23 protein-coding genes, 1 pseudogene and 1 riboswitch are annotated in these 23,759 nt (G+C 53.6%); of the genes and pseudogenes, 15 read left to right on the forward strand and 9 right to left on the reverse strand.

The window, feature by feature from the left end; genetic code table 11:
- The first annotated feature begins 35 nt into the window (after positions 1–35).
- Together gsiC and gsiD are read left to right on the forward strand one after the other, a co-directional pair.
- Positions 36–956, forward strand: a complete 921-nt coding sequence (gene gsiC, locus ACKQAD_RS06545; RefSeq protein WP_409159405.1) for a glutathione ABC transporter permease GsiC — start codon at positions 36–38, stop codon at positions 954–956.
- A gap of 9 nt (positions 957–965) precedes the next feature.
- Complete coding sequence (gsiD, locus tag ACKQAD_RS06550; protein ID WP_409159406.1) at positions 966–1,871, forward strand: glutathione ABC transporter permease GsiD; 906 nt, start codon at positions 966–968, stop codon at positions 1,869–1,871.
- A gap of 125 nt (positions 1,872–1,996) precedes the next feature.
- On the opposite strand, the gene ACKQAD_RS06555 is transcribed toward gsiD, so the two are convergent.
- The 6 genes from ACKQAD_RS06555 to bioA form a co-directional block, all read right to left on the reverse strand.
- Entirely contained in the window at positions 1,997–3,694 is a 1,698-nt protein-coding gene (locus ACKQAD_RS06555; protein ID WP_409159407.1) for an NAD-dependent malic enzyme, read from the reverse strand.
- Positions 3,695–3,903: 209 nt separating this feature from the next.
- Complete coding sequence (gene cdd, locus ACKQAD_RS06560; protein ID WP_409159409.1) at positions 3,904–4,794, reverse strand: cytidine deaminase; 891 nt, start codon at positions 4,792–4,794, stop codon at positions 3,904–3,906.
- Between the two features lie 162 nt (positions 4,795–4,956).
- On the reverse strand, positions 4,957–5,652 hold the full coding sequence (locus tag ACKQAD_RS06565) for a CidB/LrgB family autolysis modulator (RefSeq protein ID WP_409159410.1): 696 nt from the start codon (positions 5,650–5,652) through the stop codon (positions 4,957–4,959).
- Positions 5,652–6,059 (reverse strand): CidA/LrgA family protein, encoded by a 408-nt coding sequence (locus ACKQAD_RS06570; RefSeq protein ID WP_409159411.1) that lies wholly within the window; start codon positions 6,057–6,059, stop codon positions 5,652–5,654. Before ACKQAD_RS06570 ends, ACKQAD_RS06565 begins: the two co-directional genes overlap by 1 nt.
- A 224-nt stretch (positions 6,060–6,283) precedes the next feature.
- Positions 6,284–7,078 carry a GH12 family glycosyl hydrolase domain-containing protein gene (locus ACKQAD_RS06575; RefSeq protein WP_409159412.1) on the reverse strand — a complete coding sequence of 265 codons (795 nt, stop codon included), beginning with the start codon at positions 7,076–7,078 and terminating at the stop codon, positions 6,284–6,286.
- Positions 7,079–7,352: 274 nt separating this feature from the next.
- Positions 7,353–8,657 carry an adenosylmethionine--8-amino-7-oxononanoate transaminase gene (gene bioA / locus ACKQAD_RS06580; RefSeq protein WP_409159413.1) on the reverse strand — a complete coding sequence of 435 codons (1,305 nt, stop codon included), beginning with the start codon at positions 8,655–8,657 and terminating at the stop codon, positions 7,353–7,355.
- Positions 8,658–8,752: 95 nt separating this feature from the next.
- On the opposite strand from bioA, the gene bioB reads away from it, so the two are divergent.
- From bioB to ACKQAD_RS06610, 6 genes are all read left to right on the forward strand, one after another.
- Positions 8,753–9,790, forward strand: coding sequence for a biotin synthase BioB (gene bioB / locus ACKQAD_RS06585; RefSeq protein WP_409159414.1), 1,038 nt, complete (start codon positions 8,753–8,755; stop codon positions 9,788–9,790).
- Positions 9,791–9,829: 39 nt separating this feature from the next.
- Positions 9,830–10,987, forward strand: coding sequence for an 8-amino-7-oxononanoate synthase (gene bioF, locus ACKQAD_RS06590; RefSeq protein ID WP_409159415.1), 1,158 nt, complete (start codon positions 9,830–9,832; stop codon positions 10,985–10,987).
- The gene (bioC, locus tag ACKQAD_RS06595) at positions 10,968–11,729 is read left to right on the forward strand and encodes a malonyl-ACP O-methyltransferase BioC (protein WP_409159416.1); all 762 of its coding nucleotides are present in this window, start codon (positions 10,968–10,970) and stop codon (positions 11,727–11,729) included. Before bioF ends, bioC begins: the two co-directional genes overlap by 20 nt.
- Complete coding sequence (gene bioD, locus ACKQAD_RS06600) at positions 11,722–12,402, forward strand: dethiobiotin synthase (protein WP_409159417.1); 681 nt, start codon at positions 11,722–11,724, stop codon at positions 12,400–12,402. Before bioC ends, bioD begins: the two co-directional genes overlap by 8 nt.
- A 760-nt stretch (positions 12,403–13,162) precedes the next feature.
- The gene (gene uvrB, locus ACKQAD_RS06605; protein WP_409159418.1) at positions 13,163–15,175 is read left to right on the forward strand and encodes an excinuclease ABC subunit UvrB; all 2,013 of its coding nucleotides are present in this window, start codon (positions 13,163–13,165) and stop codon (positions 15,173–15,175) included.
- 28 nt (positions 15,176–15,203) lie between these two features.
- Positions 15,204–15,635 carry a VOC family protein gene (locus ACKQAD_RS06610; RefSeq protein WP_409159461.1) on the forward strand — a complete coding sequence of 144 codons (432 nt, stop codon included), beginning with the start codon at positions 15,204–15,206 and terminating at the stop codon, positions 15,633–15,635.
- Here the strand turns inward: ACKQAD_RS06610 and yvcK are convergent.
- Positions 15,632–16,543, reverse strand: coding sequence for a uridine diphosphate-N-acetylglucosamine-binding protein YvcK (yvcK, locus tag ACKQAD_RS06615; protein ID WP_409159419.1), 912 nt, complete (start codon positions 16,541–16,543; stop codon positions 15,632–15,634). The two genes, ACKQAD_RS06610 and yvcK, sit on opposite strands and share 4 nt — an antisense overlap.
- Before the next feature lie 286 nt (positions 16,544–16,829).
- Positions 16,830–16,978: riboswitch (molybdenum cofactor riboswitch) on the forward strand.
- Here yvcK and moaA point away from each other — a divergent pair.
- From moaA to ACKQAD_RS06645, 6 genes are all read left to right on the forward strand, one after another.
- Positions 16,966–17,955: a GTP 3',8-cyclase MoaA gene (moaA, locus tag ACKQAD_RS06620; protein ID WP_409159420.1), complete on the forward strand. Its 990-nt coding sequence runs from the start codon at positions 16,966–16,968 to the stop codon at positions 17,953–17,955. (Overlaps the previous riboswitch by 13 nt.)
- Before the next feature lie 34 nt (positions 17,956–17,989).
- Entirely contained in the window at positions 17,990–18,508 is a 519-nt protein-coding gene (moaB, locus tag ACKQAD_RS06625; protein WP_409159421.1) for a molybdenum cofactor biosynthesis protein B, read from the forward strand.
- Between the two features lie 18 nt (positions 18,509–18,526).
- On the forward strand, positions 18,527–19,042 hold the full coding sequence (gene moaC / locus ACKQAD_RS06630; protein ID WP_261386449.1) for a cyclic pyranopterin monophosphate synthase MoaC: 516 nt from the start codon (positions 18,527–18,529) through the stop codon (positions 19,040–19,042).
- Positions 19,039–19,284 (forward strand): molybdopterin synthase sulfur carrier subunit, encoded by a 246-nt coding sequence (gene moaD, locus ACKQAD_RS06635; protein ID WP_400464874.1) that lies wholly within the window; start codon positions 19,039–19,041, stop codon positions 19,282–19,284. Before moaC ends, moaD begins: the two co-directional genes overlap by 4 nt.
- A 2-nt stretch (positions 19,285–19,286) precedes the next feature.
- A complete protein-coding gene (moaE, locus tag ACKQAD_RS06640; RefSeq protein WP_010297660.1) occupies positions 19,287–19,739 on the forward strand; it encodes a molybdopterin synthase catalytic subunit MoaE in 453 nt (150 codons plus the stop codon).
- A 113-nt stretch (positions 19,740–19,852) separates the two neighbouring features.
- Positions 19,853–20,560, forward strand: a complete 708-nt coding sequence (locus ACKQAD_RS06645; RefSeq protein WP_409159422.1) for a Bax inhibitor-1/YccA family protein — start codon at positions 19,853–19,855, stop codon at positions 20,558–20,560.
- A 65-nt stretch (positions 20,561–20,625) separates the two neighbouring features.
- Here ACKQAD_RS06645 and ACKQAD_RS06650 read toward each other — a convergent pair.
- Positions 20,626–20,970, reverse strand: a pseudogene (locus ACKQAD_RS06650) (ABC transporter permease); the annotation flags it as partial.
- A 370-nt stretch (positions 20,971–21,340) separates the two neighbouring features.
- On the opposite strand from ACKQAD_RS06650, the gene rhlE reads away from it, so the two are divergent.
- Entirely contained in the window at positions 21,341–22,777 is a 1,437-nt protein-coding gene (gene rhlE, locus ACKQAD_RS06655) for an ATP-dependent RNA helicase RhlE (RefSeq protein WP_409159423.1), read from the forward strand.
- Positions 22,778–22,815: 38 nt separating this feature from the next.
- On the opposite strand, the gene ACKQAD_RS06660 is transcribed toward rhlE, so the two are convergent.
- Entirely contained in the window at positions 22,816–23,715 is a 900-nt protein-coding gene (locus ACKQAD_RS06660; RefSeq protein ID WP_409159424.1) for a DMT family transporter, read from the reverse strand.
- Positions 23,716–23,759: the final 44 nt, after the last annotated feature.

Consider the following 23,759-nt stretch of genomic DNA (forward strand, 5'->3'; position numbering starts at 1 on the left):
TAGGGAGTCTGACGCATGTCTGTGGAAAACCGTTCATGCTGAATTATTTTATTAAACGGCTACTGGGACTAATTCCCACGCTCCTGATTGTTATGGTGCTGGTGTTCCTGTTCGTTCATCTGTTACCCGGCGATCCGGCGCGTTTAGCCGCCGGGCGGGAAGCGGATGCCGCCGTCATCGAGATGGTACGGCAGGACTTGGGATTGGATAAACCGCTGCCGCACCAGTTCTGGCATTTCTTCACCAATATCCTGCAAGGGGACTTGGGGACGTCAATGGTGTCGAAGCGCCCGGTCACGGAAGAGATCGCCATGCGCTTTATGCCGACCTTTTGGCTGACGGTGTGCAGCATGGTGTGGGCGGTGATTTTTGGCATGGCGATCGGCATCGTATCGGCCGTGTGGCGCAACGGCTGGCCGGACAGGATCGGAATGACGCTGGCGGTATCCGGCCTCTCTTTCCCTGCCTTTGCGCTCGGTATGCTGTTAATGCAGATTTTTTCTGTCGAACTGGGGTGGCTGCCGACGGTGGGAGCGGATACCTGGCTGCACTACATCTTACCCTCGCTGACGCTGGGCGCGGCGGTGGCGGCGGTGATGGCGCGTTTTACCCGCGCGTCATTTGTCGATGTTTTACAGGAAGATTATATACGCACGGCGCGGGCAAAAGGCGTGCGTGAATCGCTGGTTGTGGTGAAGCACGGGCTGCGTAATGCGCTGATTCCCGTGGTGACGATGATGGGGCTGCAATTTGGTTTCTTGCTCGGTGGATCCATCGTTGTGGAGAAGGTCTTCAACTGGCCGGGGCTGGGACGGCTACTGGTCGATGCGGTGGAGATGCGCGACTATCCGGTGATTCAGGCCGAGGTGCTGCTGTTTTCGCTGGAGTTTATTCTGATCAATCTGCTGGTGGATATGCTGTATGCCGCGATTAATCCAGCCATTCGTTACAAATAAGGAAAGGGAATGAGACACTGGCGACGTAAAGCGATGCTGGCGACGCTCCCTGTCATGAGGGATAAACCTGTGCGTACGCCGTGGCGGGAATTCTGGCGACGCTTTCTTCGGCAGCACGTTGCGGTCACCGCGGGCGTGTTTGTGCTGCTGCTGGTTGCGATCGCGTTTCTGGCACCGTATCTGATGCCCTATGATGCTGAGAATTATTTCGATTATGATCGCCTGAATGAAGGCCCGTCGGCGGCACACTGGCTGGGGGTGGATTCATTAGGGCGTGATATTTTCAGCCGGATCCTGATGGGAACACGTATTTCGCTGGCGGCGGGCATTCTCTCGGTACTGGTGGGGATGATTATCGGTACGACGCTGGGTCTGCTGGCAGGTTACTACGAAGGGTGGACAGACCTTATCATCATGCGCATTTGCGATGTGTTGTTTGCGTTTCCCGGTATTCTGCTGGCGATTGCCGTTGTGGCGATTATGGGGAGTGGGATGGCGAATGTGGTTGTCGCCGTCGCGATTTTCAGCATTCCGGCGTTCGCCCGTCTGGTGCGAGGCAACACGCTGGTGCTGAAACAACTGACCTACATCGAGTCTGCTCGCAGCATTGGTGCCAGCGACGGAGCGATCCTCTTTCGGCATATTCTGCCCGGCTCGGTGTCTTCCATCGTGGTGTTTTTCTCGATGCGCATTGGGATGTCGATCATCACGGCAGCCAGCCTGTCATTTTTAGGGCTTGGCGCACAGCCGCCGATGCCGGAATGGGGAGCGATGCTGAATGAAGCGCGGTCGGATATGGTGATCGCGCCACACGTTGCGATATTCCCCAGTTTGGCGATCTTTCTGACGGTACTGGCGTTTAATTTATTGGGTGACGGCCTGCGCGATGCGCTTGACCCAAAGCTGAAAAGTTAAGTCAAACCCACGCCTTGCGGACGTACTTTTGTGATGAATAAAAAGCCGTGATAAATAAAAAGGAGTGAGGAATAAGAAAGCGCGACAACCAGTGTCGCGCTTTTTAGCAGTCAGCGAGTGACCGCTTAGAACGAAGTGCGTTTGTAGCTGCGGTACTGCGGCTGCCAGAAGTTGTGCTCAATGGCTTTTTGCAGTGCATCCGACGAGGTCACTACGGCGGTGCCTTGCAGTTGTGCGGCTTTACCGACTTCCAGTGCAATACGCTTGGACACCTGCTGGATATCAGCCAGATCCGGCAGCAGTGCGCCTTCACCGTTATTTGCCAGCGGCGAGCAGTCGGCCAGTGCGCGGCTGGCGGCCATCAGCATACCGTCAGTGATACGCTTGGCACCTGACGCTAGTACCCCTAGCCCGATACCTGGGAAAATATAGGAGTTGTTGCACTGCGCGATAGGGAATACCTTATCCTGATAGTTAACTGGGGAGAACGGGCTACCGGTTGCGACCAGCGCTGCACCTTCTGTCCAGCGAATGATGTCTTCTGGACGTGCTTCTACACGGGATGTCGGGTTAGACAGCGGCATCACGATAGGACGCGCACAGTGTTTGTGCATTTCACGGATGATTTCTTCTGTGAACAGGCCCGGCTGACCGGATACCCCGATCAGGATGGTTGGCTTGGCATTGCGTACCACTTCCAGCAGGGAAATGGCGTCGCTATTGCAATCCCAGCCTGCCAGCAGCTCGCTTTTTTGCACCAGCTTGCTTTGGAAATCGAGCAGGTTCGGCAGTTTGTCCGTCAGCAGACCAAAGCGGTCAACCATGAAGACACGTGCGCGCGCTTCTTGATCGCTCAGCCCTTCGGATTTCATCTGTGCAATGATTTGTTCAGCGATACCGCAGCCTGCGGAACCGGCACCCAGGAAGGCCACGGTCTGATCGCGTAACTGTGTGCCTGCCGCACGGCTGGCTGCAATCAGGCTGCCCAGCGCAACCGCCGCGGTACCCTGAATGTCATCGTTAAAGCTACAGATTTCATCGCGATAGCGGTTCAGCAGCGGTGTCGCGTTTTTCTGTGCGAAGTCTTCAAACTGCAACAGCACGTTCGGCCAGCGACGCTTAACAGCCTGGATGAATTCATCAACAAACGCATAGTATTCGTCATCGGTGATACGTGGGTGACGCCATCCCATGTACAGCGGATCGTTCAGGCGCTGCGGGTTGTTGGTGCCGACATCCAGAACCACTGGCAGGGTATAGGCTGGGCTGATACCGCCACACGCGGTGTACAGAGAAAGTTTACCGATTGGAATCCCCATGCCGCCGATACCCTGGTCACCCAGACCTAGAATACGTTCACCGTCGGTCACAACGATGACTTTCACGTTCTGTTTGGTGGCGTTTTGCAGCATATCGTCGATATAGGCGCGGTTAGGATAGGAGATAAACAGGCCACGGGCGCGGCGATAGATATCGGAGAAGTGTTCACAGGCTTCGCCAACGGTTGGGGTGTAGATGATGGGCATCATCTCACTGAGGTGACCGTCCAGCAGGCGGTAGAACAGGGTTTCATTGGTATCCTGGATGTTGCGCAGATAAACGTGTTTTTCAATATCGTGTTTGAATTCCTGATACTGACGCCAGGCGCGTTCTGCCTGTTCTTCGATGGTTTCGACGGCTTCCGGCAGCAGACCATGCAGGTTAAAGTTAGCGCGTTCTTCTTCGGTAAACGCGCTGCCTTTATTTAGCAGGGGGAATTCAAGCAAGATTGGACCAGCGTAGGGAATATGGAGAGGACGTTTACTTTCGTATTCTAATTCCATGGCTTTTTACTCTTCGGATAGCAAAAAAAAACTCAGGTGTTGTCGATAAGAAACTGCTGCGAATCTTAAATTACCCAGAGAATATGTACAGAAATTGTTAATTAAAATAGTTACAGATGGCTTGCATCTTAGTCAGAATTCAAGCTTTATCGATTCACCTCTCGTTTTTCACCCCTCACTTTGCTGAAATCCTGCGCTTACCTCCGCTGCTATTCTTCAATAAAGTGGTGTTCAACGTCGGTGCAGCCCAATTCAGCCAGCATAATTTGCGAAATGGCCCAATGGCTGACAACAGCATTGCGGCGTTCAACGACAGCGGCGTGTTTAATTGTGCACAGTTCTTCGCCAGCAAGATTCATCATATTTAACGCAGATTGCAAAGGCGGCAGGCTAGGGTTGAACGCTGCATTTTCTGCGTAGCGCCCCGTGTAGATGTTGCCACTTGACGTCTCCAGCGCAATACCGCTGATAGCCCTGCTGTACGGCGCATGGCTACGGTTGGCGGTATCCAGAGCCAAACGTGCAAGCACGCCAACATTATGTAAGGTTGCTCCGTGGTTGACGTCATCCATCAGTAAGGTATCAATTTGCAGATCGATGGGGCCAAAGGAATCTGGCAGATAGTGGCTGAGCGCGGCAGGTTGGCGACCCGGTAGATGGATACGCAGCGACGCCGCATTGCGCAATTCGTTCATAAACTGGCGGCAGTGGCCGCATGGCGTGTAGTTCACGGTTACGGCCCGCAATCCACACTCATTGCGCAGCCAGGCATGGCTAACGGCGCTTTGCTCGGCATGCACTGTTTGCTGAAGCTGAATCGCGCTGAACTCCATGTTGGCGCCAAAGTAGAAATTGCCGCTAAGCCCTTGTGCAATCGCGCCAACCTGAAAATTAGAGATAGGCGCTTGTGCGCAGGCGGCTGCCAGCGGCAATAACGCAAAGGCCAGCGCATCGGCGTCTAGCTGGCTGGCTTCACAGACGGTATTCACCTCGTCTACGGTTAGCATGGCGAAGAAATCCGATTTATCGATCACGGGGTGGATCGCGGCTTGCAGATTGGCAGGTAATTGCTGAAAGGCGTTTTCAAATCGTGGATGCATAGTGGCTTACTCTTTTTACCCGTCAATGACGTCATGTTAGGTAGCAGAGTAGCAACAAATTGTGATAAAAATCTCTTTGCTGAATGAAATGTCTGCAAATTAAATGCTAAATGCGAGATGTATCTCAATTTTATAGTGGACGATGCGAGATACATTCTGTGCTCAACTAACGACGTGCAGGAGTACGGGGAAGACAAACGGCGCGATCAGCGACGTGATGATCCCGCAGATGACCAGTGCCAGTGAACTAAATGCCCCTTCCTGATAATCAACCTCCGCGCAGCGCGCCGTGCCGAGGGCGTGCGAAGCGGTACCCATCGACAAGCCCCGTGCAGCTTTGGTTTTGATTCCCACGCGGTTGAATAAACAGTGACCTAATACGGCACCGAGAATGCCGACAAAAATTACGCAGACGGCGCTGATAGCGGGGATACCGCCAATAGAACTGGCGACGGCCATCGCAATGGGGGTAGTGACCGACTTCGGTAACACGGAGGCTGCGATTTCGGGCGAAGCCCCCATCCACAACGCTACCAGCGTGCCGGAGATAATGGCGGTCAGGCTACCAATGAAACACACACTGATAATGGACTTCCAGCGGGCGCGAATTTGGTGCAACTGTTCATAAAGCGGGAACGCCAGCGCCACCACCGCGGGTTGCAGCAGGTCGTTAAGGACTTTACTGCCCTGAAAATAGTGCTCGTAGGGAATCTTCAACACCAGCAGCAGAGGAATAATCATCGCCATCGACACCAGCAGCGGGTTCAACAGAGAGAGCTTGGTCTGCAAGGCCAGTTTACGTGCGGCAAAAAAGACAATCAGGGTGAGGGGGAGAGACCACCACACATAGCTGAACATTATTCGTTATCCTTCGGCGGTGTGCGAACGCTAGTCATGGCACGTTCACGCTGCATTATCTGGGTACTGAAACCCACAACCAACATCACAATAAAGGTACTGATCAGGCAGGAAACCACGATGGGGCCAAACTGCTGGCTGACCAGGTCGTAATAATTCATCACACCGACGCCAATGGGGACGAACAGCAGCGCCATATGGCGAATAAGGAGGTGGCAACCCGGTTTTACCCACTGCGCGGGCAGGATCTGCGAAGCGAGAAGGGTGAACAGAACCAGCATACCGATGATACTGCCGGGAATAGTGAACGGAAGTAACGCGGATAGCGCATTGCCTGCCAGCAGGCAGAGATAAATCAATGCGAAAGCGCGTAAATACTGCCAGCAAACGATGAACGTATTACGCATGAGAATTTCCTGATTAGCTGAAGGGATTATCATAACGCTAATGGAATTGACGTGCCACAGCTCACGAATTTTGTTGGGTAAGGGAAGCAGAGCCTGCTTAAAGGATAAGCAAGGTCGGCCTGTATGAAAATGAAAAAGTGTGTTGGGTGAGAGTAGTGCGGTTCAGACTCGCGCCAGTGTGGGCCGCGAGGCTGAAACCGTGAAGGACAAAGATTATAGGGATGTTACTTGATGTCTACGCTCCACTTGGTGATATCGATTTGTCCGTCACCGCCAAAGATCTCGGTGCCAAACTCAACGCTACTGATATATTTTGTATTGCTCATCCAGTTCTTGGTTCCCACCAGGTAGTTGGTGAAATGGCGGATATTGAGCGAGGCGTTATTGGTATTGGAAGTGCGAACAAAAGAAAAGACATTCCAGCCCTTACCATTCCCCGCATTAATCCACCCTTTGAATACGTTCCAGCTACTGCCGCCGAGGAAAACCGTTTCAATATAATCACCCGCAGGGCCGGCATTGGTATTATTTAGCCAGATCATCAATTCATCGGTAGGGGCCGTGTCCCAATTGGCTTTATCGGTAGTGTGGAACCAAATATCATAAGCTGCGTTGTAAGTCCCCGTGGATTTGATGGAATAGGTAACGTTGCTGGTGATGCTTTTATTGCTGGATAACTTTATTGGCAGTCCGCTATTTGCCGTATAGCCCGCCGTCCAGTGCCAGCCGCTCACCAGTGACGGATAGGCTTTAACGCTGGAGGAGTTACTTGGCCAATGCCAGCTCCATCCCATACTGGTTGGGTTATTATAAAAAATGGTTTGCTGCCATCCTTTGACTTCATCTTTTCCCCAGACATTATTGAAAACATAATATTTATTATTCTCAAAATAGAGTTTATCCGCGTCCTTTGAGGAACTGGCGGCAGAAACCGTTAATGGTGAGAGTAATAAGGCAGATAATAGAACAGGTAACAATGTGCGGAAAGTACGTGTTGGATGGGTGTTCATAATAAGCATAATAAATCTCCTTTTAATATATGCTCGGGATGTTTCAATCTGAAATTTAGCACGTATTACGTCAGTGTCTATGGTTTTATAAGTATAAATTGTGTCGTGCTTAACAGTTTGTCGTTATTTCATTGAGCGACAGAGTAATTCAAGTCATTACTCATGAATAAAATGAAAATCTTATTCATGGTAATAATTATAAGAGCGTTAATAAATAGTGATGATACGAAGTGAAATCAAGTATAGGGAGAGGCGCACGAGAGCGTGCGCCTGGCGTTGCCGATTATTTAAATAGTAGTTCGTCACGAATCGCGGCACAGACGGCGTCGGTCAGCTTATGCAGTTCATCAGGCTGAATGATAAACGGTGGCATCAGGTAAATGAGCCGACCAAAGGGGCGAATCCAGACGCCGCGCTCGACAAAGAAACGCTGTAGCCGCGCCATATCAACCGGACGCTGTGTTTCCACCACGCCGATAGCGCCCAGCACGCGAACGTTCGCCACCAGCGAAGAATCCGCACAGGGTTGCAGTGCTTCTCGCAACTGCCGCTCAATCTGCTGTACCTGCTGCTGCCAGCGATTCTCCGCCAGCAGTGACAGGCTGGCGTTGGCTGCTGCGCAGGCCAGCGGATTACCCATAAATGTGGGGCCATGCATAAAGCAGCCTGCCGCGCCATTGCTGATAGTTTCAGCAACCAACCGAGTGGTCAGCGTGGCTGAGAGTGTCATATAACCGCCGGTAAGCGCTTTTCCCAGGCACATAATATCGGGCGAAATGCCTGCATGTTCGCAGGCAAACAGCTTGCCAGTACGGCCAAACCCGGTGGCGATCTCATCGGCAATCAGCAAAACATCCCATTGGTCGCACAGTTCCCGCACCCGGCGCAGATAGGCTGGATGGTAAAAGCGCATTCCGCCAGCCCCTTGCACGATGGGCTCCAAAATCACGGCGGCGATTTCATGAGCATGCGCTGATAGCATCGCCTGGAGCGGTGCGATATCGGTTTCCTGCCACTCGTCGGCAAAACCGTCTTTGTTCAGAGCATCGCAGGACGGCGCATCGACAAACAACTGGGTAGGCAGATAACCCTGATACAAACTGTGCATTGAATTTTGTGGATCGCACACGGACATCGCACCGAAGGTATCACCGTGATAGCCATGACGCAGGGTGAGAAAGCACTGGCGGGTTTCACTGCGTGCCTGCCAATATTGCAGCGCCATTTTCATCGCTACTTCGACGGCCACCGAGCCGGAATCCGCTAGGAAAACGCATTCCAGACCATCAGGAGTCATATCCACCAGCTTACGGCACAGTGCCACCGCTGCCGGATGGGTCATCCCACCGAACATCACGTGCGACATCTGGCTGAGTTGAGTCTGCACTGCCTGATTGATCGCCGGATGGTTGTATCCGTGAATTGCTGCCCACCATGATGACATGCCATCGATTAGGCGACGTCCGTCATCCAGATGAAGCTCGACACCGCTGGCCGAGATTACCGGATAGCAGGGCAGCGGTTTGGTCATTGAGGTGTAGGGATGCCAGATGTGGCGCTGGTCAAAAGTGATGTCTTCTGGGCTCATGATGATCTCTCGTAAACTAAAATAGATTCTATTTGGTTGACAGTGTATCGGGTTAATTTACACTGGCGAAACGTTTTTAGTTTGGAGATGCTGAGATGGCTGACCGCATTTACTGGACGCTTGAGCAAGCGCAAGATTTATTTAATAAACCTTTTCTGGAACTGATGTTTGAAGCGCAGCAGGTCCACCGCCAGCATTTTGATCGCCGTCAGGTGCAGGTGAGCACGTTACTGTCGATAAAAACGGGTGCCTGTCCAGAAGACTGTAAGTATTGCCCGCAGAGTTCCCGCTATCGTACCGGGATTGATACCGAACGTCTGATGCAGGTTGAACAGGTGCTGGAATCGGCTCGTCAGGCGAAAGCGGCAGGATCGACGCGCTTTTGTATGGGAGCCGCGTGGAAAAACCCCCACGAGCGTGACATGCCCTATCTGGAGCAGATGGTAAAAGGTGTCAAAGCGATGGGGATGGAAACCTGCATGACGCTGGGGACGCTGCACAACGATCAGGCCGAGCGTTTGGCCTCCGCTGGACTGGATTTCTATAACCATAACCTCGATACTTCGCCGGAATTTTACGGCAGCATCATCACCACTCGCACGTATCAGGAACGTCTGGATACGCTGGATAAAGTGCGCGGGGCGGGCATTAAAGTTTGCTCAGGCGGCATTGTTGGACTGGGTGAAACGGTGCGCGATCGCGCCGGGCTGTTGGTGCAGTTGGCTAACTTACCGACGCCGCCGGAAAGCGTGCCGATCAACATGCTGGTTAAGGTGAAGGGAACGCCGTTGGCGGAGAATGAGGACGTCGATCCGTTTGATTTCATTCGTACTATTGCCGTTGCACGCATCATGATGCCTGCTTCCTATGTGCGCTTGTCCGCCGGACGCGAGCAGATGAGTGAACAAACGCAGGCGATGTGCTTTATGGCCGGTGCGAATTCCATTTTCTACGGCTGCAAACTGTTAACGACGCCAAATCCGAAGGAAGACAAAGATCTGGCGCTGTTCCTCAAATTAGGTCTGAATCCGCAGCAGACGGCGACCGAATACGGGGATAACCAACAGCAACAGCGACTGGCAGAACAGTTGATTAATGCCGATAGCGAGCAGTTTTATAATGCTGCGGTATAACACATTGTGCACACACTGTCAGGTAAGGTGTGTTGCATCATGAGCTGGCAGCAACGTATTGAAGCTGCGCTGGCGCAGCGACAGCGTGATGATGCGTACCGCGTGAGATTGGCTAATCAAGGTGGCAGCGGACGCTGGCTGATACAGAGCGATCGCTGTTATCTGAATTTTTCCAGCAATGACTATTTGGGGTTGAGTCATCACCCGGAAATTGTGCACGCCTGGCAGCAAGGTGCCGAGCAATACGGTATTGGCAGCGGTGGTTCTGGACATGTGACAGGGTACACCGATGCCCATGCCGCGCTGGAAAGTCAGCTTGCCGACTGGCTGGGTTACCCGCGTGCGCTGCTGTTTATTTCCGGCTATGCCGCGAATCAGGCCGTGGTGGCCGCGTTGGCACAGGCGGAAGACCGTATTTTGGCCGATAAGCTTAGCCACGCGTCGTTGCTGGAAGCGGCTGCACAGTCACCCGCGATCCTGCGGCGTTTTAAACATAATCATCTCGATAACTTGCAAACGCTGCTGGAGAAACCTACAGACGGCCAGACGTTGGTCGTGACCGAAGGGGTTTTCAGCATGGATGGCGACACCGCGCCGCTGTGGGCGTTGCAGGCACAGTGCAGAGCGCACGATGCCTGCCTGATGGTGGATGATGCACACGGAATTGGCGTGCTAGGTGAGGAAGGTCGCGGGAGCTGCTGGCAGCAGGGCGTCAAGCCGGAACTGCTGATTGTCACGTTTGGTAAAGCGTTTGGCGTGTGCGGCGCGGCGGTGCTGTGTGCTGAGCCGCTGGCCGAGTATTTCCTGCAATTCGCCCGTCATTTGATTTACAGCACGTCGATGCCAGCAGCACAGGCCTGTGCGCTGAGCGCAGCACTCAACTGTGTCCGGCAGGGCGATGCGCGGCGTGATGCGTTACAACGCAACATTGCGCAGTTCCGTTCGGGCTTTTCCAATTCGTCCTATCAACTGATGGATTCGCAGAGCGCGATTCAGCCGCTGATTGTTGGCGAGAACGCACGGGCGCTGGCGTTGATGAACCATCTGCGTGAGCAGGGCGTGTGGGTCAGCGCCATGCGACCGCCGACGGTGCCGCCCGGCAGCGCACGCCTGCGGATTACGCTGACAGCGGAACATCAGCCGGAAGATATCAGCCGCTTGCTTACGGTATTACACCATGCTGACAGAAAACTATAACAAGCAGGCGATTGCGCAGGCGTTTGGACGTGCAGCAAGGGGCTATGACCGCTTTTCTGAGCTGCAACGCACCAGCGGGGAACGCCTGCTGGCGCTGATGCCGCCGCACAGCGGTTTACAGTTATTGGATGCGGGGTGCGGAACCGGGCACTTTAGCCGCCGCTGGCGTCAGTGCGGTAAATCGGTGACCGCGCTGGATTTGTCGGTGGAGATGCTGGCGTATGCCCGTGAGCAGCACGTTGCCGATCGTTATCAGGAAGGGGATATCGAAAACCTACCGCTGGCAGATTGCTGTGTAGACATCAGCTATAGCAATCTGGCCATACAATGGTGCGACTCGTTACCGCGTGCGCTGGCGGAGCTGTATCGGGTCACGCGACCGGGGGGCGTGATTGCCTTTTCGACGCTGGCGGACGGTTCTTTAAGCGAACTGTCGCGGGCGTGGCAGCGGCTGGATGGCACGCAGCGGACGAATCGCTTTCTGTCGTTCTCCGCTATCGACGCGGCCTGTCAACCATATCGCTATCATCTGGTGCAGGAACGCGAGGTCTGCTTGTTCCCTGATGTATTGGCGTTAATGAAATCGCTGAAGGGGATTGGGGCGACCTGGCTGCATGAAGGGCGTACACCGGGGCTATTGAGCCGTACGCGACTATCGGCGTTGTCTGCCTGCTATCCGCAAGAGCAGGGCGGCTACCCGCTTAGCTATCAACTGGTTTATGGGGTGATTTATCGTGATTGAGCGCTGGTTTGTGACAGGCACGGATACCGAAGTCGGGAAAACGGTCGCGAGTACGGCGCTGCTTCAGGCTGCGAGTCAGGCCGGATACCGTACCGCAGGCTATAAACCTGTGGCGTCCGGCTGTGAAATGACGGCCGATGGCATTCGTAACAGCGATGCGCTGGCGCTTCAGGCGAATAGTAGCGTCCGGTTGGATTATCAGGCGGTGAACCCGTTGGCGTTTATGGAGCCGACCTCGCCGCATATTATCAGTGCGGTGGAGCAGCGGCCTATTTCCCTCTCTACGCTATCTACAGGACTGCGGGCATTAGAAACGCAGGCGGATTGGCTGTTAGTCGAAGGGGCGGGCGGGTGGTTTACACCGCTGTCGGTGCAGAATACCTTTGCCGATTGGGTGGTTCAGGAACAACTTCCTGTGATTTTGGTGGTTGGCATCAAGCTAGGATGCATCAACCACGCGATGCTCACTGCCCACGCGATTGAACACGCTGGCCTGCGTGTTGTAGGTTGGATCGCAAACGACATCACGCCTCCAGGAAAATGGCACCAGCCGTATCTGCAAACGCTGCAACAGCGCCTGCCCGCGCCAATGCTGGGTGAAATTCCTTATTTATCCGATCTTCAACAGCACAATCTGGGGCAGTATATTGATATTGGGTTATTAGCGGAGTAGTCATTTTTCTAACCCTCGACTGTCTTTAATAATCGCAGTGGGTTTTATTGTTTTTTACCAGCCTCTGTTTTATGAGTGTAAAACCTACATTTTCATCCTTATCAATAGTTAAAACCTTCTTGAGTTTTCCTCTGAATCCCCGTCATGCCTGAATTGTTGCGATGTCGTCCTCTTCTTTTTTAGTCTTTTTCCGTCTAATACTTATGTGATAAATCACAGAAAAAGTGTGAAGAAAATCCATATCAGGGTGGAACATAAATGAAGCGGGTATTTCTCTAACTCAGTACTGATGCGGGGTTGTGGGAGTTATCCACCATTTCTGTGGATAACTATGTGTATTATGGATAGACAACGCGCCCTAACCGAGAGCTGGCGCGGGTTTTCGCCAGGTTGGCGCTATTCTCCACTTTTTTTCTAATCTATTTATTATCATATGCTTAAGTAAAATCAAGCGTCTTAAACATCAACGGTGCGTAGTTGCATAAATTAACGTCACTGCGCATCCCCGCATGTTACGTTTTTACCAAGTCTGGGGATAAATCATGATGATTTTATCTGGTAGATTGAACATAGATGTGCTAGCAAATTCATTTGTCGATTAATCATCCAATCCAGCGATAATTTTCTTGATGCTGTTTTTATATCCAGTATTATTGCGGTGGCGCATTTCGCCATTGGCATTCAGAATAAAATTCCGAGCGTCCACCCACGACCATCGTCTTGAGCGATGCGTAATAACGAATAAGTAGCGTGCTTAACGATGAGTAAAGTATTTACACTGAATTCTGACTTTAAACCGGCAGGCGATCAGCCTGAGGCCATTCGTCGTTTAAAAGAGGGGCTGGAAGATGGGCTGGCGCACCAAACGCTGCTCGGGGTAACCGGCTCAGGTAAGACGTTCACTATCGCCAACGTGATTGCCGACCTCAATCGGCCGACGATGATGTTGGCGCCGAATAAAACGCTGGCCGCTCAGTTGTACGGTGAAATGAAAGAATTCTTCCCCGATAATGCTGTGGAGTACTTCGTCTCGTACTACGACTATTATCAACCGGAAGCTTATGTCCCCAGTTCAGACACCTTCATCGAAAAGGATGCATCGGTTAACGAACATATCGAACAGATGCGTCTCTCCGCGACAAAAGCGCTGCTGGAAAGGCGTGATGTGATCGTCGTGGCTTCAGTCTCCGCTATCTATGGTCTGGGCGATCCCGATCTCTATCTGAAAATGATGTTGCACCTGACGCGGGGGATGCTGATCGACCAGCGTGCTATTTTGCGGCGTTTGGCCGAGTTGCAATATTCCCGTAACGATCAGGCATTCCAGCGCGGTACGTTCCGCGTGCGCGGTGAAGTGATCGATATTTTCCCTGCGGAATCTGACGAAATTGCGCTGCGTGTTGAACTGTTCGATGAAGAAGTGGAACGGCTGTCGCTGTTTGACCCACTGACGGGGCACGTGCTCCAGACGGTGCCACGCTACACCATCTACCCGAAAACGCACTATGTCACGCCGCGTGAGCGTATTTTACAGGCGATGGAAGAGATCAAGGTGGAACTGGCCGATCGCAGAAAGGTGCTGCTGGCGAATGATAAGCTGGTGGAAGAGCAGCGACTAAGCCAGCGCACGCAGTTTGACCTGGAGATGATGAACGAGCTGGGCTATTGCTCCGGTATCGAAAACTACTCGCGATTCCTGTCTGGTCGTGGCCCCGGCGAACCGCCACCGACGCTGTTTGACTATTTGCCAGCGGACGGGCTACTGGTCATTGATGAATCCCACGTTACCGTGCCGCAGATTGGCGGTATGTATCGCGGCGACCGCGCGCGTAAAGAGACACTGGTCGAATACGGTTTCCGGCTACCTTCGGCGTTGGATAACCGTCCGATGAAATTTGAAGAGTTTGAGGCACTGGCTCCGCAGACGATCTACGTGTCTGCGACGCCGGGTAACTATGAGCTGGAAAAATCGGGCGGTGAAGTGATTGATCAGGTGGTGCGTCCCACTGGGTTACTCGATCCCCTTATTGAAGTGCGGCCTGTTGCGACACAGGTGGACGATCTGCTTTCCGAGATTCGCCAGCGCGTGGCGGTCAACGAACGTGTGCTGGTCACGACGCTGACCAAGCGAATGGCGGAAGACCTGACGGAATATCTGGAAGAACACGGCGAGCGGGTGCGTTATCTGCACTCGGATATTGATACCGTCGAACGTGTGGAAATCATCCGTGATTTACGCCTTGGTGAGTTCGACGTGCTGGTGGGGATCAACCTGTTGCGTGAAGGGCTGGATATGCCAGAAGTGTCGCTGGTAGCGATTCTGGATGCGGATAAAGAGGGCTTCCTGCGTTCCGAACGCTCCCTGATCCAGACGATCGGTCGTGCGGCACGTAACCTGCGTGGCAAGGCGATTCTCTATGGCGACAAGATTACGCCATCCATGGCGAAAGCGATTGGCGAAACGGAACGCCGTCGTGAGAAGCAGGAAGCCTACAACACCGAGCACGGAATTGTGCCACAGGGGCTCAATAAGAAAATTTCCGATATTCTGCAACTGGGTCAACCGACAAACAAAGGCAAAGGACGAGGCAACCGTAAAGCGGCAGAGCCGGCCGCACGCTATGAGTTGATGACGCCGAAGGCGCTGGAGCTGAAAATTCGCGAGTTGGAAAGCAAGATGCTGATGCATGCGCAGAATCTGGAATTCGAAGAGGCTGCGGCTTTGCGCGATGAGGTGCAGGCACTGCGCGCGCAATTTATCGCTGCATCCTAACGATGCCAGCGCTCACTGAGGATCAATGATGGACCCTATTATACCAGGTGTTGAAGTGCTGTTTGTGGCGGGTTTCGGGCCGATCGTGAAATCGCTGTCTGACAGCCATGCGCTCTATGTCGATACGCTGAAATTACCGCTGAAGCCTGTTGCGGAAGGGAGCGACTATCTGGTGAGCGATGAAATGGATGGCGTGAAACATTTTGCCCTGTGGCCGCTGTCACAGGCCAGCGAATCCTGTTTCGGGCACGGGAACTGGCCTGTGGATCTTCCTGAACCGCAAAGCTGGCTGGAATTTGAAGTGGCGGACATGGTGGAAGCGACCAGTACGCTAAAAGCGCAAGGCTATGCGCTGCTGGTCGAGAATCGCCTTGAACCCTGGGGACAGCAGGTCACGCGTTTCCTGAGTCCCGAAGGGATGTTGATTGGCGTGACTTATACGCCGTGGCTACGGGATTAAGAGCCCAGCAACTGTAGCGCACGGTCGATAGCCTGGCGCAGTAGCTCACGATCATGATGGTGAGGCACATCTGCTGCGGCCAGCTCTCGCTGCACGATCAGGCGGTCGCCGATCTGACTGGTATCGACTTTCGGACCGACGATTGCCACATCCACCACCGATTTACCGACTTTGCGTTCAATCCAGGTGAGTTTCTCCCCCAGCGTCATGTGGGCGGCAGGGCTGCTTTGCTCATTGCCAAGATTGTCGATGTAGACCATCGGTGCGGGCGTGCGGCGGAGCGCCTGTGTCAGATCGTCCAGCAGCAGTAGCGGCATCAGGCTGGTCAGAAAACTGCCGGGACCAATCAAAATCAGATCGGCTTTGGCGATAGCATCAGGAGCCTCACGTGTAGCCAGTACGGTGGGGTACAGCATGAGATCTTGCGGTAAGGTGGCCAACTGATCGATCTCGACTTCGCCATAAACAGGATTGCCCTGTTCATCAATCGCCATCAAATCGACCGGATGCTCGGACATCGGAATTAAGAAGGCATCCACTTTGAGCAAATTGCGAATCAGATTGATGGCTTCCAGCGGACGCACGCTCAGGTGGTCGAGTGCTTTTAGCATCAGGTTACCCAGATTGTGTCCGGCAAGTTCACCGTTACCGTTAAACCGATACTCAAACATCGCAGATGCCACGCTGGGCGTGGTAATCAGTTGATTCAGACAGTTGCGGGTATCGCCCCAGGCAATGCCGCCTTCAGAACGACGGATGCGGCCAGTTGAACCGCCGTTATCTGTCGTTGTGACAATGCCGGTTAGCCGTGAACCCAGGGAAGAGAGTGAAGACATCACACGACCTAAACCGTGCCCGCCTCCGAGTGCGACAACCCTGTCGAGGTCGGCCAACGTGCGATTGCGCATAGAAAACCTTATGAATGAGCCAGAGTAAGATGAATAACGTGTGACAATCGCCGCTAAGGTAGCTGATTTCCGCTTAAAAGGCGAAAAATCCTCGCGCCAGCATGACCTGAGACAATTTCTGTCGTGTATTTTTCCGTATGCTGTGCATCATAAGGTATTGAAAATTCTTTATATATTTATTTACACACCGACTTTGAGAGTGGTTGACTGCGCTTTTTCGCAGTAGACTGTTCAATGAAATCACGATTCTTTATCGGCGGTTTTGTCGTTGTTTAACGGATAACCGATAGGAATCAAACTCCTAGCCTTGGTGCCTAAGTGATGCGCGTCGTGCGCGTGATACGGTGCCCTGGCCGTGGCCTTCGTGGTCACCAGGGTGCGAGGCAGAAATGCCTGCATCTCCCGTATTTGGAAAGGTGTTTATGGTGAGTCAACTGACTGATGCGTTTGCGCGCAAGTTCTACTATTTGCGTCTGTCTATCACAGACGTCTGCAATTTTCGCTGTACCTACTGTCTGCCGGATGGCTATCAGGCCAATGGTAAGAATCCACATCGCTTTTTATCGCTCGATGAAATTCGTCGCGTCAGCCGCGCCTTTGCCGAATTAGGGACGGAAAAAGTCCGCCTCACCGGTGGTGAACCGTCTTTGCGCCGTGACTTTGTCGATATCATCGCGGCGATCCGTGAAAACCCTGCTATCCGCACGCTGGCGGTAACCACTAACGGCTACCGTTTGGCGCGCGACGTTGCTCAATGGCGAGATGCTGGCCTGACGGCGCTGAATGTCAGCGTCGACAGCCTGGATGCACGCCAGTTTCACGCGATTACCGGGCAGGACAAATTCCGCCAGGTGATGGACGGCATTGATGCGGCCTTTGACTGTGGCTTTGCCAAGGTCAAAGTCAACACGGTGCTGATGCGTGATGTAAACGCAGGCAGTCTGCAAACTTTCCTCGACTGGATTAAACACCGCCCGATTCAACTGCGCTTTATTGAATTGATGGAAACCGGGGAAGGGGGCGACGTGTTCCGCCGTCACCATGTCTCCGGCGAGGTGATCCGCAAGCAACTGCTGCAACAAGGCTGGCAGCAACAACAACGCGCACGCAGCGACGGCCCTGCTCAGGTGTTTAGCCACCCTGACTATCAGGGAGAAATCGGGCTGATTATGCCGTATGAAAAAGATTTCTGCCTGAGCTGTAACCGTCTGCGCGTATCCGCTGTAGGGAATCTTCATCTGTGCCTCTTTGGCGAACAGGGCATTCCACTGCGTGATTTGCTGGCCGACGATGATCATCTTGATGATTTGAAAATGCGTATCTCGGGTGGATTGTCGACGAAGAAGCAGACGCACTTTCTGCATGAAGGCAACAGCGGTATCACGCAAAATCTGTCATTTATCGGCGGTTAATCCGCGACATCACTGATTCTTAAAGGAGCCTGACATGAGCAAAGTCAGCAGCGAATTCGTTTCTCTCAATCTTGCGGTTTTGACCGTTTCCGAACGTCGTAGCGCGGAAGATGACACGTCCGGCGACTATCTGCGCGAAGCGGCACAGTCCTCAGGGCATCGCATTGTCGACAGCGCTATTGTGAAAGAGAATCTGTACCAGATTCGGGCACAGGTTTCGGCGTGGATTGCCAGCGATGAGGTGCAGGGCATTTTGATTAATGGCGGCACGGGCTTTACCGCAGGGGATGTGGTGCCGGAAGCCATTGGCGTCTTGTTCGATCGGGGAATTGAAGGTTTCGGCGAGCTGTTTCGTATGGTGTCGTACGAAGATATAGGGACGGCGACGCTGCAATCCCGTGCGCTTGCCGGTCTGGCTAACCAGACGGTGATTTTTGCCATGCCGGGTTCGACTCGCGCCTGTCGAACCGCATGGGAACGCATCATTCAGGAGCAGTTGGATGCGCGCCAGAAGCCGTGCAATTTTTACCCGCACTTGAAAAAATCCTCTTAACGGTAAGCCTTATTCACTATGTCATCATCTAAATCCATGGCGTCATCACTGAAGCCACAATTGACCCACATTAACGCCGCTGGCGAAGCCGCAATGGTGGATGTTTCCGCCAAAGTTGAAACCGTGCGTGAAGCCCGCGCGGAAGCGTTTGTTGAAATGGCACCGCAGACGCTGGCGATGATTATTGCTGGCAGCCACCACAAGGGCGACGTGTTCGCCACTGCACGCATCGCCGGGATTCAGGCGGCGAAACGCACCTGGGAACTGATTCCGCTTTGTCATCCTCTGCTGCTGAGCAAAGTTGCTGTCGAGCTGGAGGCGCAGCCGGAGCACAATCGGGTTCGTATCGAATCCGTGTGTCGCCTGACGGGGAAAACGGGCGTGGAGATGGAGGCGCTGACGGCGGCTTCCGTCGCCGCCCTGACCATCTATGACATGTGCAAGGCCGTGCAGAAAGACATGGTGATTGGTCCCGTGCGCCTGCTGGCGAAAAGCGGCGGCAAATCCGGCGACTTTACGGCGGAGGGCGCATGATTACGATTCTGTTTTTTGCACAAGTCCGTGAACTGATCGAGACAGACAGCCTGTCGCTGCCTGCTGAGTATGCCACCGTAGAGGATGTCCGACAGGCGCTTTGCCAACGCGGCACGCGCTGGGCGCTGGCACTGGAATCCGGCAAGCTGCTGGCCGCGGTGAATCAGTCGCTGGTTGAGCTCACGCACCCGTTACAGGATGGCGATGAAGTGGCGTTTTTCCCTCCGGTAACAGGAGGTTAATCGTGGCAGATACGCGTATTCTGGTCGGCGAAGAGAACTTCAATGTAGGTGATGAATATCAGTGGCTGGCGCAGTGTGATGAAGACGGCGCGGTGGTGACGTTTACCGGCAAGGTGCGTAACCACAATCTGGCGAAAAATGTTAGCGCATTGACGCTGGAACATTACCCCGGCATGACGGAAAAGGCGCTGGCGGAGATTGTCGAGCTGGCACGCGAGCGCTGGGAACTGCCGCGCGTCAGTGTGATTCATCGGGTGGGTGCACTCTATCCAGGAGATGAAATTGTGTTCGTTGGCGTCAGTGCCGCTCACCGTAGCGCGGCGTTCGATGCTGCCCAGTTCATCATGGATTACCTGAAAACCCGCGCGCCGTTCTGGAAGCGAGAAGCGACGCCGGAGGGTGAACGCTGGGTAGAATCACGCGACAGTGATAAACAGGCCGCGCAGCGCTGGTAGTCCATTTCTGTGTTAGGATAAAAGGATGGCGGGGAGAGAATATTCAGTCTCGATCCCCCAAACGGGCGGTTTGCGCCGCGTTAATCAGATAACTTTAATGCAAAGGTAACATCATGGACAGATATCCACGCTCGGGTTCAATTGTTGAGCGTTCGCAGTCTGGTCTTCAGGCCTATATGGCACAGGTTTATGGCTGGATGACCTGCGGCCTGCTGCTGACGGCGTTCGTTTCCTGGTACGCGGCGAATACGCCTGCCGTACTGAATTTTGTTTTCTCCAGTCAGATCACTTTCTTCGGATTGATCATTGCCCAACTGGGGCTGGTCTTTGTGATTTCAGGTATGGTACAGCGTCTGAGCGGTGCGGTCGCCACATCGCTGTTTATGCTTTATTCCGCGCTGACAGGGCTGACGCTCTCCAGCATTTTCATCATGTACTCCGGTGAATCCATCGCCAGTACTTTCGTGATTACGGCGGGGATGTTTGGGGCGATGAGCCTGTACGGTTACACCACGAAGCGTGATTTGAGCGGCTTTGGCAGCATGCTGTTTATGGCGCTGATCGGGATTGTGCTGGCTTCGTTGGTGAACCTGTGGCTGAAAAGCGAAGCGCTGATGTGGGCAGTAACCTATATCGGTGTGGTGGTGTTTGTCGGTCTGACCGCGTATGACACCCAGAAGCTGAAAAACATCGGCGAGCAACTGTCCGTTGATGACAAAGACAGCTTCCGTAAATACGCCATCGTCGGCGCGTTGACACTGTACCTCGACTTCATCAACCTGTTCCTGATGCTGCTGCGTATTTTCGGTAACCGTCGTTAATTTATTTCCTCTGTCTGGCGCGGTTCCCGCGCCAGACATCTTCCCACCTATATTCTTCTTACCTTCTACGCAATATTCCGTCGGAAAATGACGTAAGCTGCCGAACCGGTGGTTAGCGTGATGATGAACAGCGGCCACAGACTACCCCAAATAATGCTGCAATCTGCATCTTTGAGGTAAATCTATTTGGTGATGTCGGTAAAGTGGCGGATCGGGTTAATCCAGGTGAGGTTCTACAACCAGACTGGCATGCTCTCAACCGATGAAACATAGCCGGAAAGCAAAATCCCGGGCATCAGGAAAACGAATACGCCGATAAACGCCTGCGGCTGCGTGGCGCACAACGAGGAAATCAGCAGGCCGAAACCGACCAGCGACAGGCCATAGATCCGCATCGTGGTGTAAATCAGCATTTGTCTACCGACGTGGCCGAAAGCTTTCTCGCTCACGTAGGCGCGTACCCAAACCGGTCGCGTCAGGGATAGGGTGAAAACGGTACTGCCCGCCGCCAGCGCTGCCTATGCGGCGACGGACTACCGATAGCGAAAAAGCGCACTATCGTAGATAAAAATCCCTTAGTGCTCATAATCTCTGCTACAATCGGCGGCAGTCATGCACCGTAGTTGTGCCCGTTCATCGTGGTTGTTGCGTATGTCGTTGTTACGTGAAGTGTTACGTAAATTGTTGCGTTAATAGTGGCCCGCCAAACCCGTCTTACTGACCCTCTGAAAACTACACCGGCTGCTGTCCGGTCAGAGCGGATCTGGAGTTATTCTTTTTATGTCATTTGATTCTCTCGGCCTGAGTGCCGATATTCTGCGCGCGATTGAAGAGCAGGGTTATCGCGATCCTACCCCTGTACAGCGTCAGGCGATTCCTGTCGTGCTGGAAGGGCGCGATTTGATGGCCAGTGCCCAAACGGGTACGGGTAAAACGGCGGGCTTTACGCTGCCATTATTGCAACTGCTGAACAGTCGTGAAGCGCAGCATAAAGGGAAAGGCCGCCGTCCAGTTCGGGCATTGATTCTGACGCCAACCCGCGAGCTGGCCGCACAGATTGATGAGAATGTGAAGGCGTACAGCAAATATCTGCGCCTGCGTTCGCTGGTCGTATTCGGTGGGGTGAGCATTAACCCACAGATGATGAAACTGCGCGGCGGCGTGGATATTCTGGTGGCGACGCCGGGACGTCTGCTCGATCTGGAACACCAGAACGCCGTTGACCTGTCACAGATTGAAATTCTGGTGCTCGATGAAGCGGACCGTATGCTGGATATGGGCTTCATTCACGATATTCGTCGTGTACTGGCGAAGCTGCCTGCTAAACGCCAAAACCTGCTGTTCTCTGCGACTTTCTCCGATGAGATCAAGGCGCTGGCGAACAAACTGCTGACCAATCCTGCTTCTGTTGAAGTGGTGCGTCGTAATACACCGTCTGAACTGGTAACGCAGCACGTGCATTTTGTCGATAAGCGCCGCAAGCGTGAACTGTTGTCGCAACTGATTGGCGAAAATAACTGGCAGCAGGTGTTGGTCTTTACCCGTACCAAGCACGGCGCTAACCATCTGGCTGAACTGCTGGAAAAAGACGGCATTACCGCCGCGGCTATTCACGGCAATAAAAGTCAGGGCGCGCGTACACGTGCGTTGGCGAACTTCAAAGACGGCAGTATTCGCGTGCTGGTTGCAACGGATATCGCCGCGCGCGGTCTGGATATCGACCAGCTGCCGCACGTGGTGAACTATGAGCTGCCAAATGTGCCGGAAGATTACGTCCACCGTATCGGCCGTACTGGTCGTGCCGAAGCGACGGGTGAAGCGCTGTCGCTGGTGTGTGTGGATGAGCACAAACTGCTGCGTGATATCGAACGCCTGCTGAAGCGCGAAATTCCACGTATCGCTATAGAAGGCTTTGAGCCGGATCCGTCCATCAAGGCTGAACCGATTGTGAATGGCCGTCAGGGCAATCGTGGTGGTGGCGGGGGGCGTAACGGGTCTCCTCGTGCACATTCAGGTACGCCGCGCGGTCAGTCTGAGCGTAGTCAAGGTCAGGGTGAACGCCGCTCGGCCGATGGCAATCGTCAGTCGCGTAAAGCAGGCGGCAATAGCGATAGCCCCTGGGGGGGTAATAGCGGCAATAAAAGTAATAAGGGCAATGGCGAAGGACAACGCCGCGCGCCGCGTCCGCAAAACCGCAGTAAGCCAGCGGACAAGTAAAAACGATAGGGAGCCAGACGGCTCCCTTTTTTATCGCGTTATTTTGCCGTGGCCGGCTGTGCGGTCGGGCGATGTGGGCGGTAGAACATTACCGCGTTGCCCGCCAGAATCAGCAGCAGGCCGATGAGCGCGTTGGGTCGCCACTGGTAATCTTCAAATAGCGTTGAAATCGACAGCGCCACCAGAGGAAAGAGCAGCGTGGTGTACGCCGCCTGGCTGGCACCGATGCGGCCGATCAAACTGAAGTAGGCACCAAAGCCGACCACCGAACCAAAGATCGCCAGATAGAACAGTGAACCCAGATAGCTGGTGCTGTATTCCGGTGCGAAGTGATATCCCTGAATCAGGCTGAACAACCCCATCCAGAGTGCCCCATATCCCATGCCCCAGCCGTTGGTCGTCAGGACGTCACGACCCTGTCGCTGGTGCTGCGCGCTAATCATATTGCCGAGTGAGAAGCAGTAGGTGCCCAGAACGCTCAATCCCACGCCCCACAGCAGATAAGGCTGCGCGTTGATTTGCGTCAGATCGTGCCAGAATAGCGCGATGATACCGATAAGCCCGAGTGGTGTGGCGATCGCCACGTTGCGTGTTAACGGCTGTCCGAAGAACAAACGGCTGTTAAAAGCGTTAAACAGCACTGCCATCGAGAAAATGATGGATTCCAATCCGCTCGAAATCCAGGCGATGGCGTGGTAAAAACAGAGAAAGTTGACGCCGAATACGCATAGCCCTTGTACCATACACAGCAAGTGAGCGCGTGGTGAAAGCGGGCGCAGGCGGCGCGTCACGGCCAGAAATACCAGTAAGACGACCGATGCTAACGCAAAGCGCCAGAAAACGGACACTTCGGCGGGGACTTCCCCCTGTTGCAGGCTGATGGCGATCCAGGTTGTGCCCCAGATCAGGACAACAGAAAAGTAGAGTAAGCTATTCATTAAATGATTCCGCATGAGTTCATATCGGCAGTATGGCGCGTGCG

The sequence above is a fragment of the Pectobacterium artocarpous genome (assembly GCF_046159765.1).
Classification (GTDB): domain Bacteria; phylum Pseudomonadota; class Gammaproteobacteria; order Enterobacterales; family Enterobacteriaceae; genus Pectobacterium.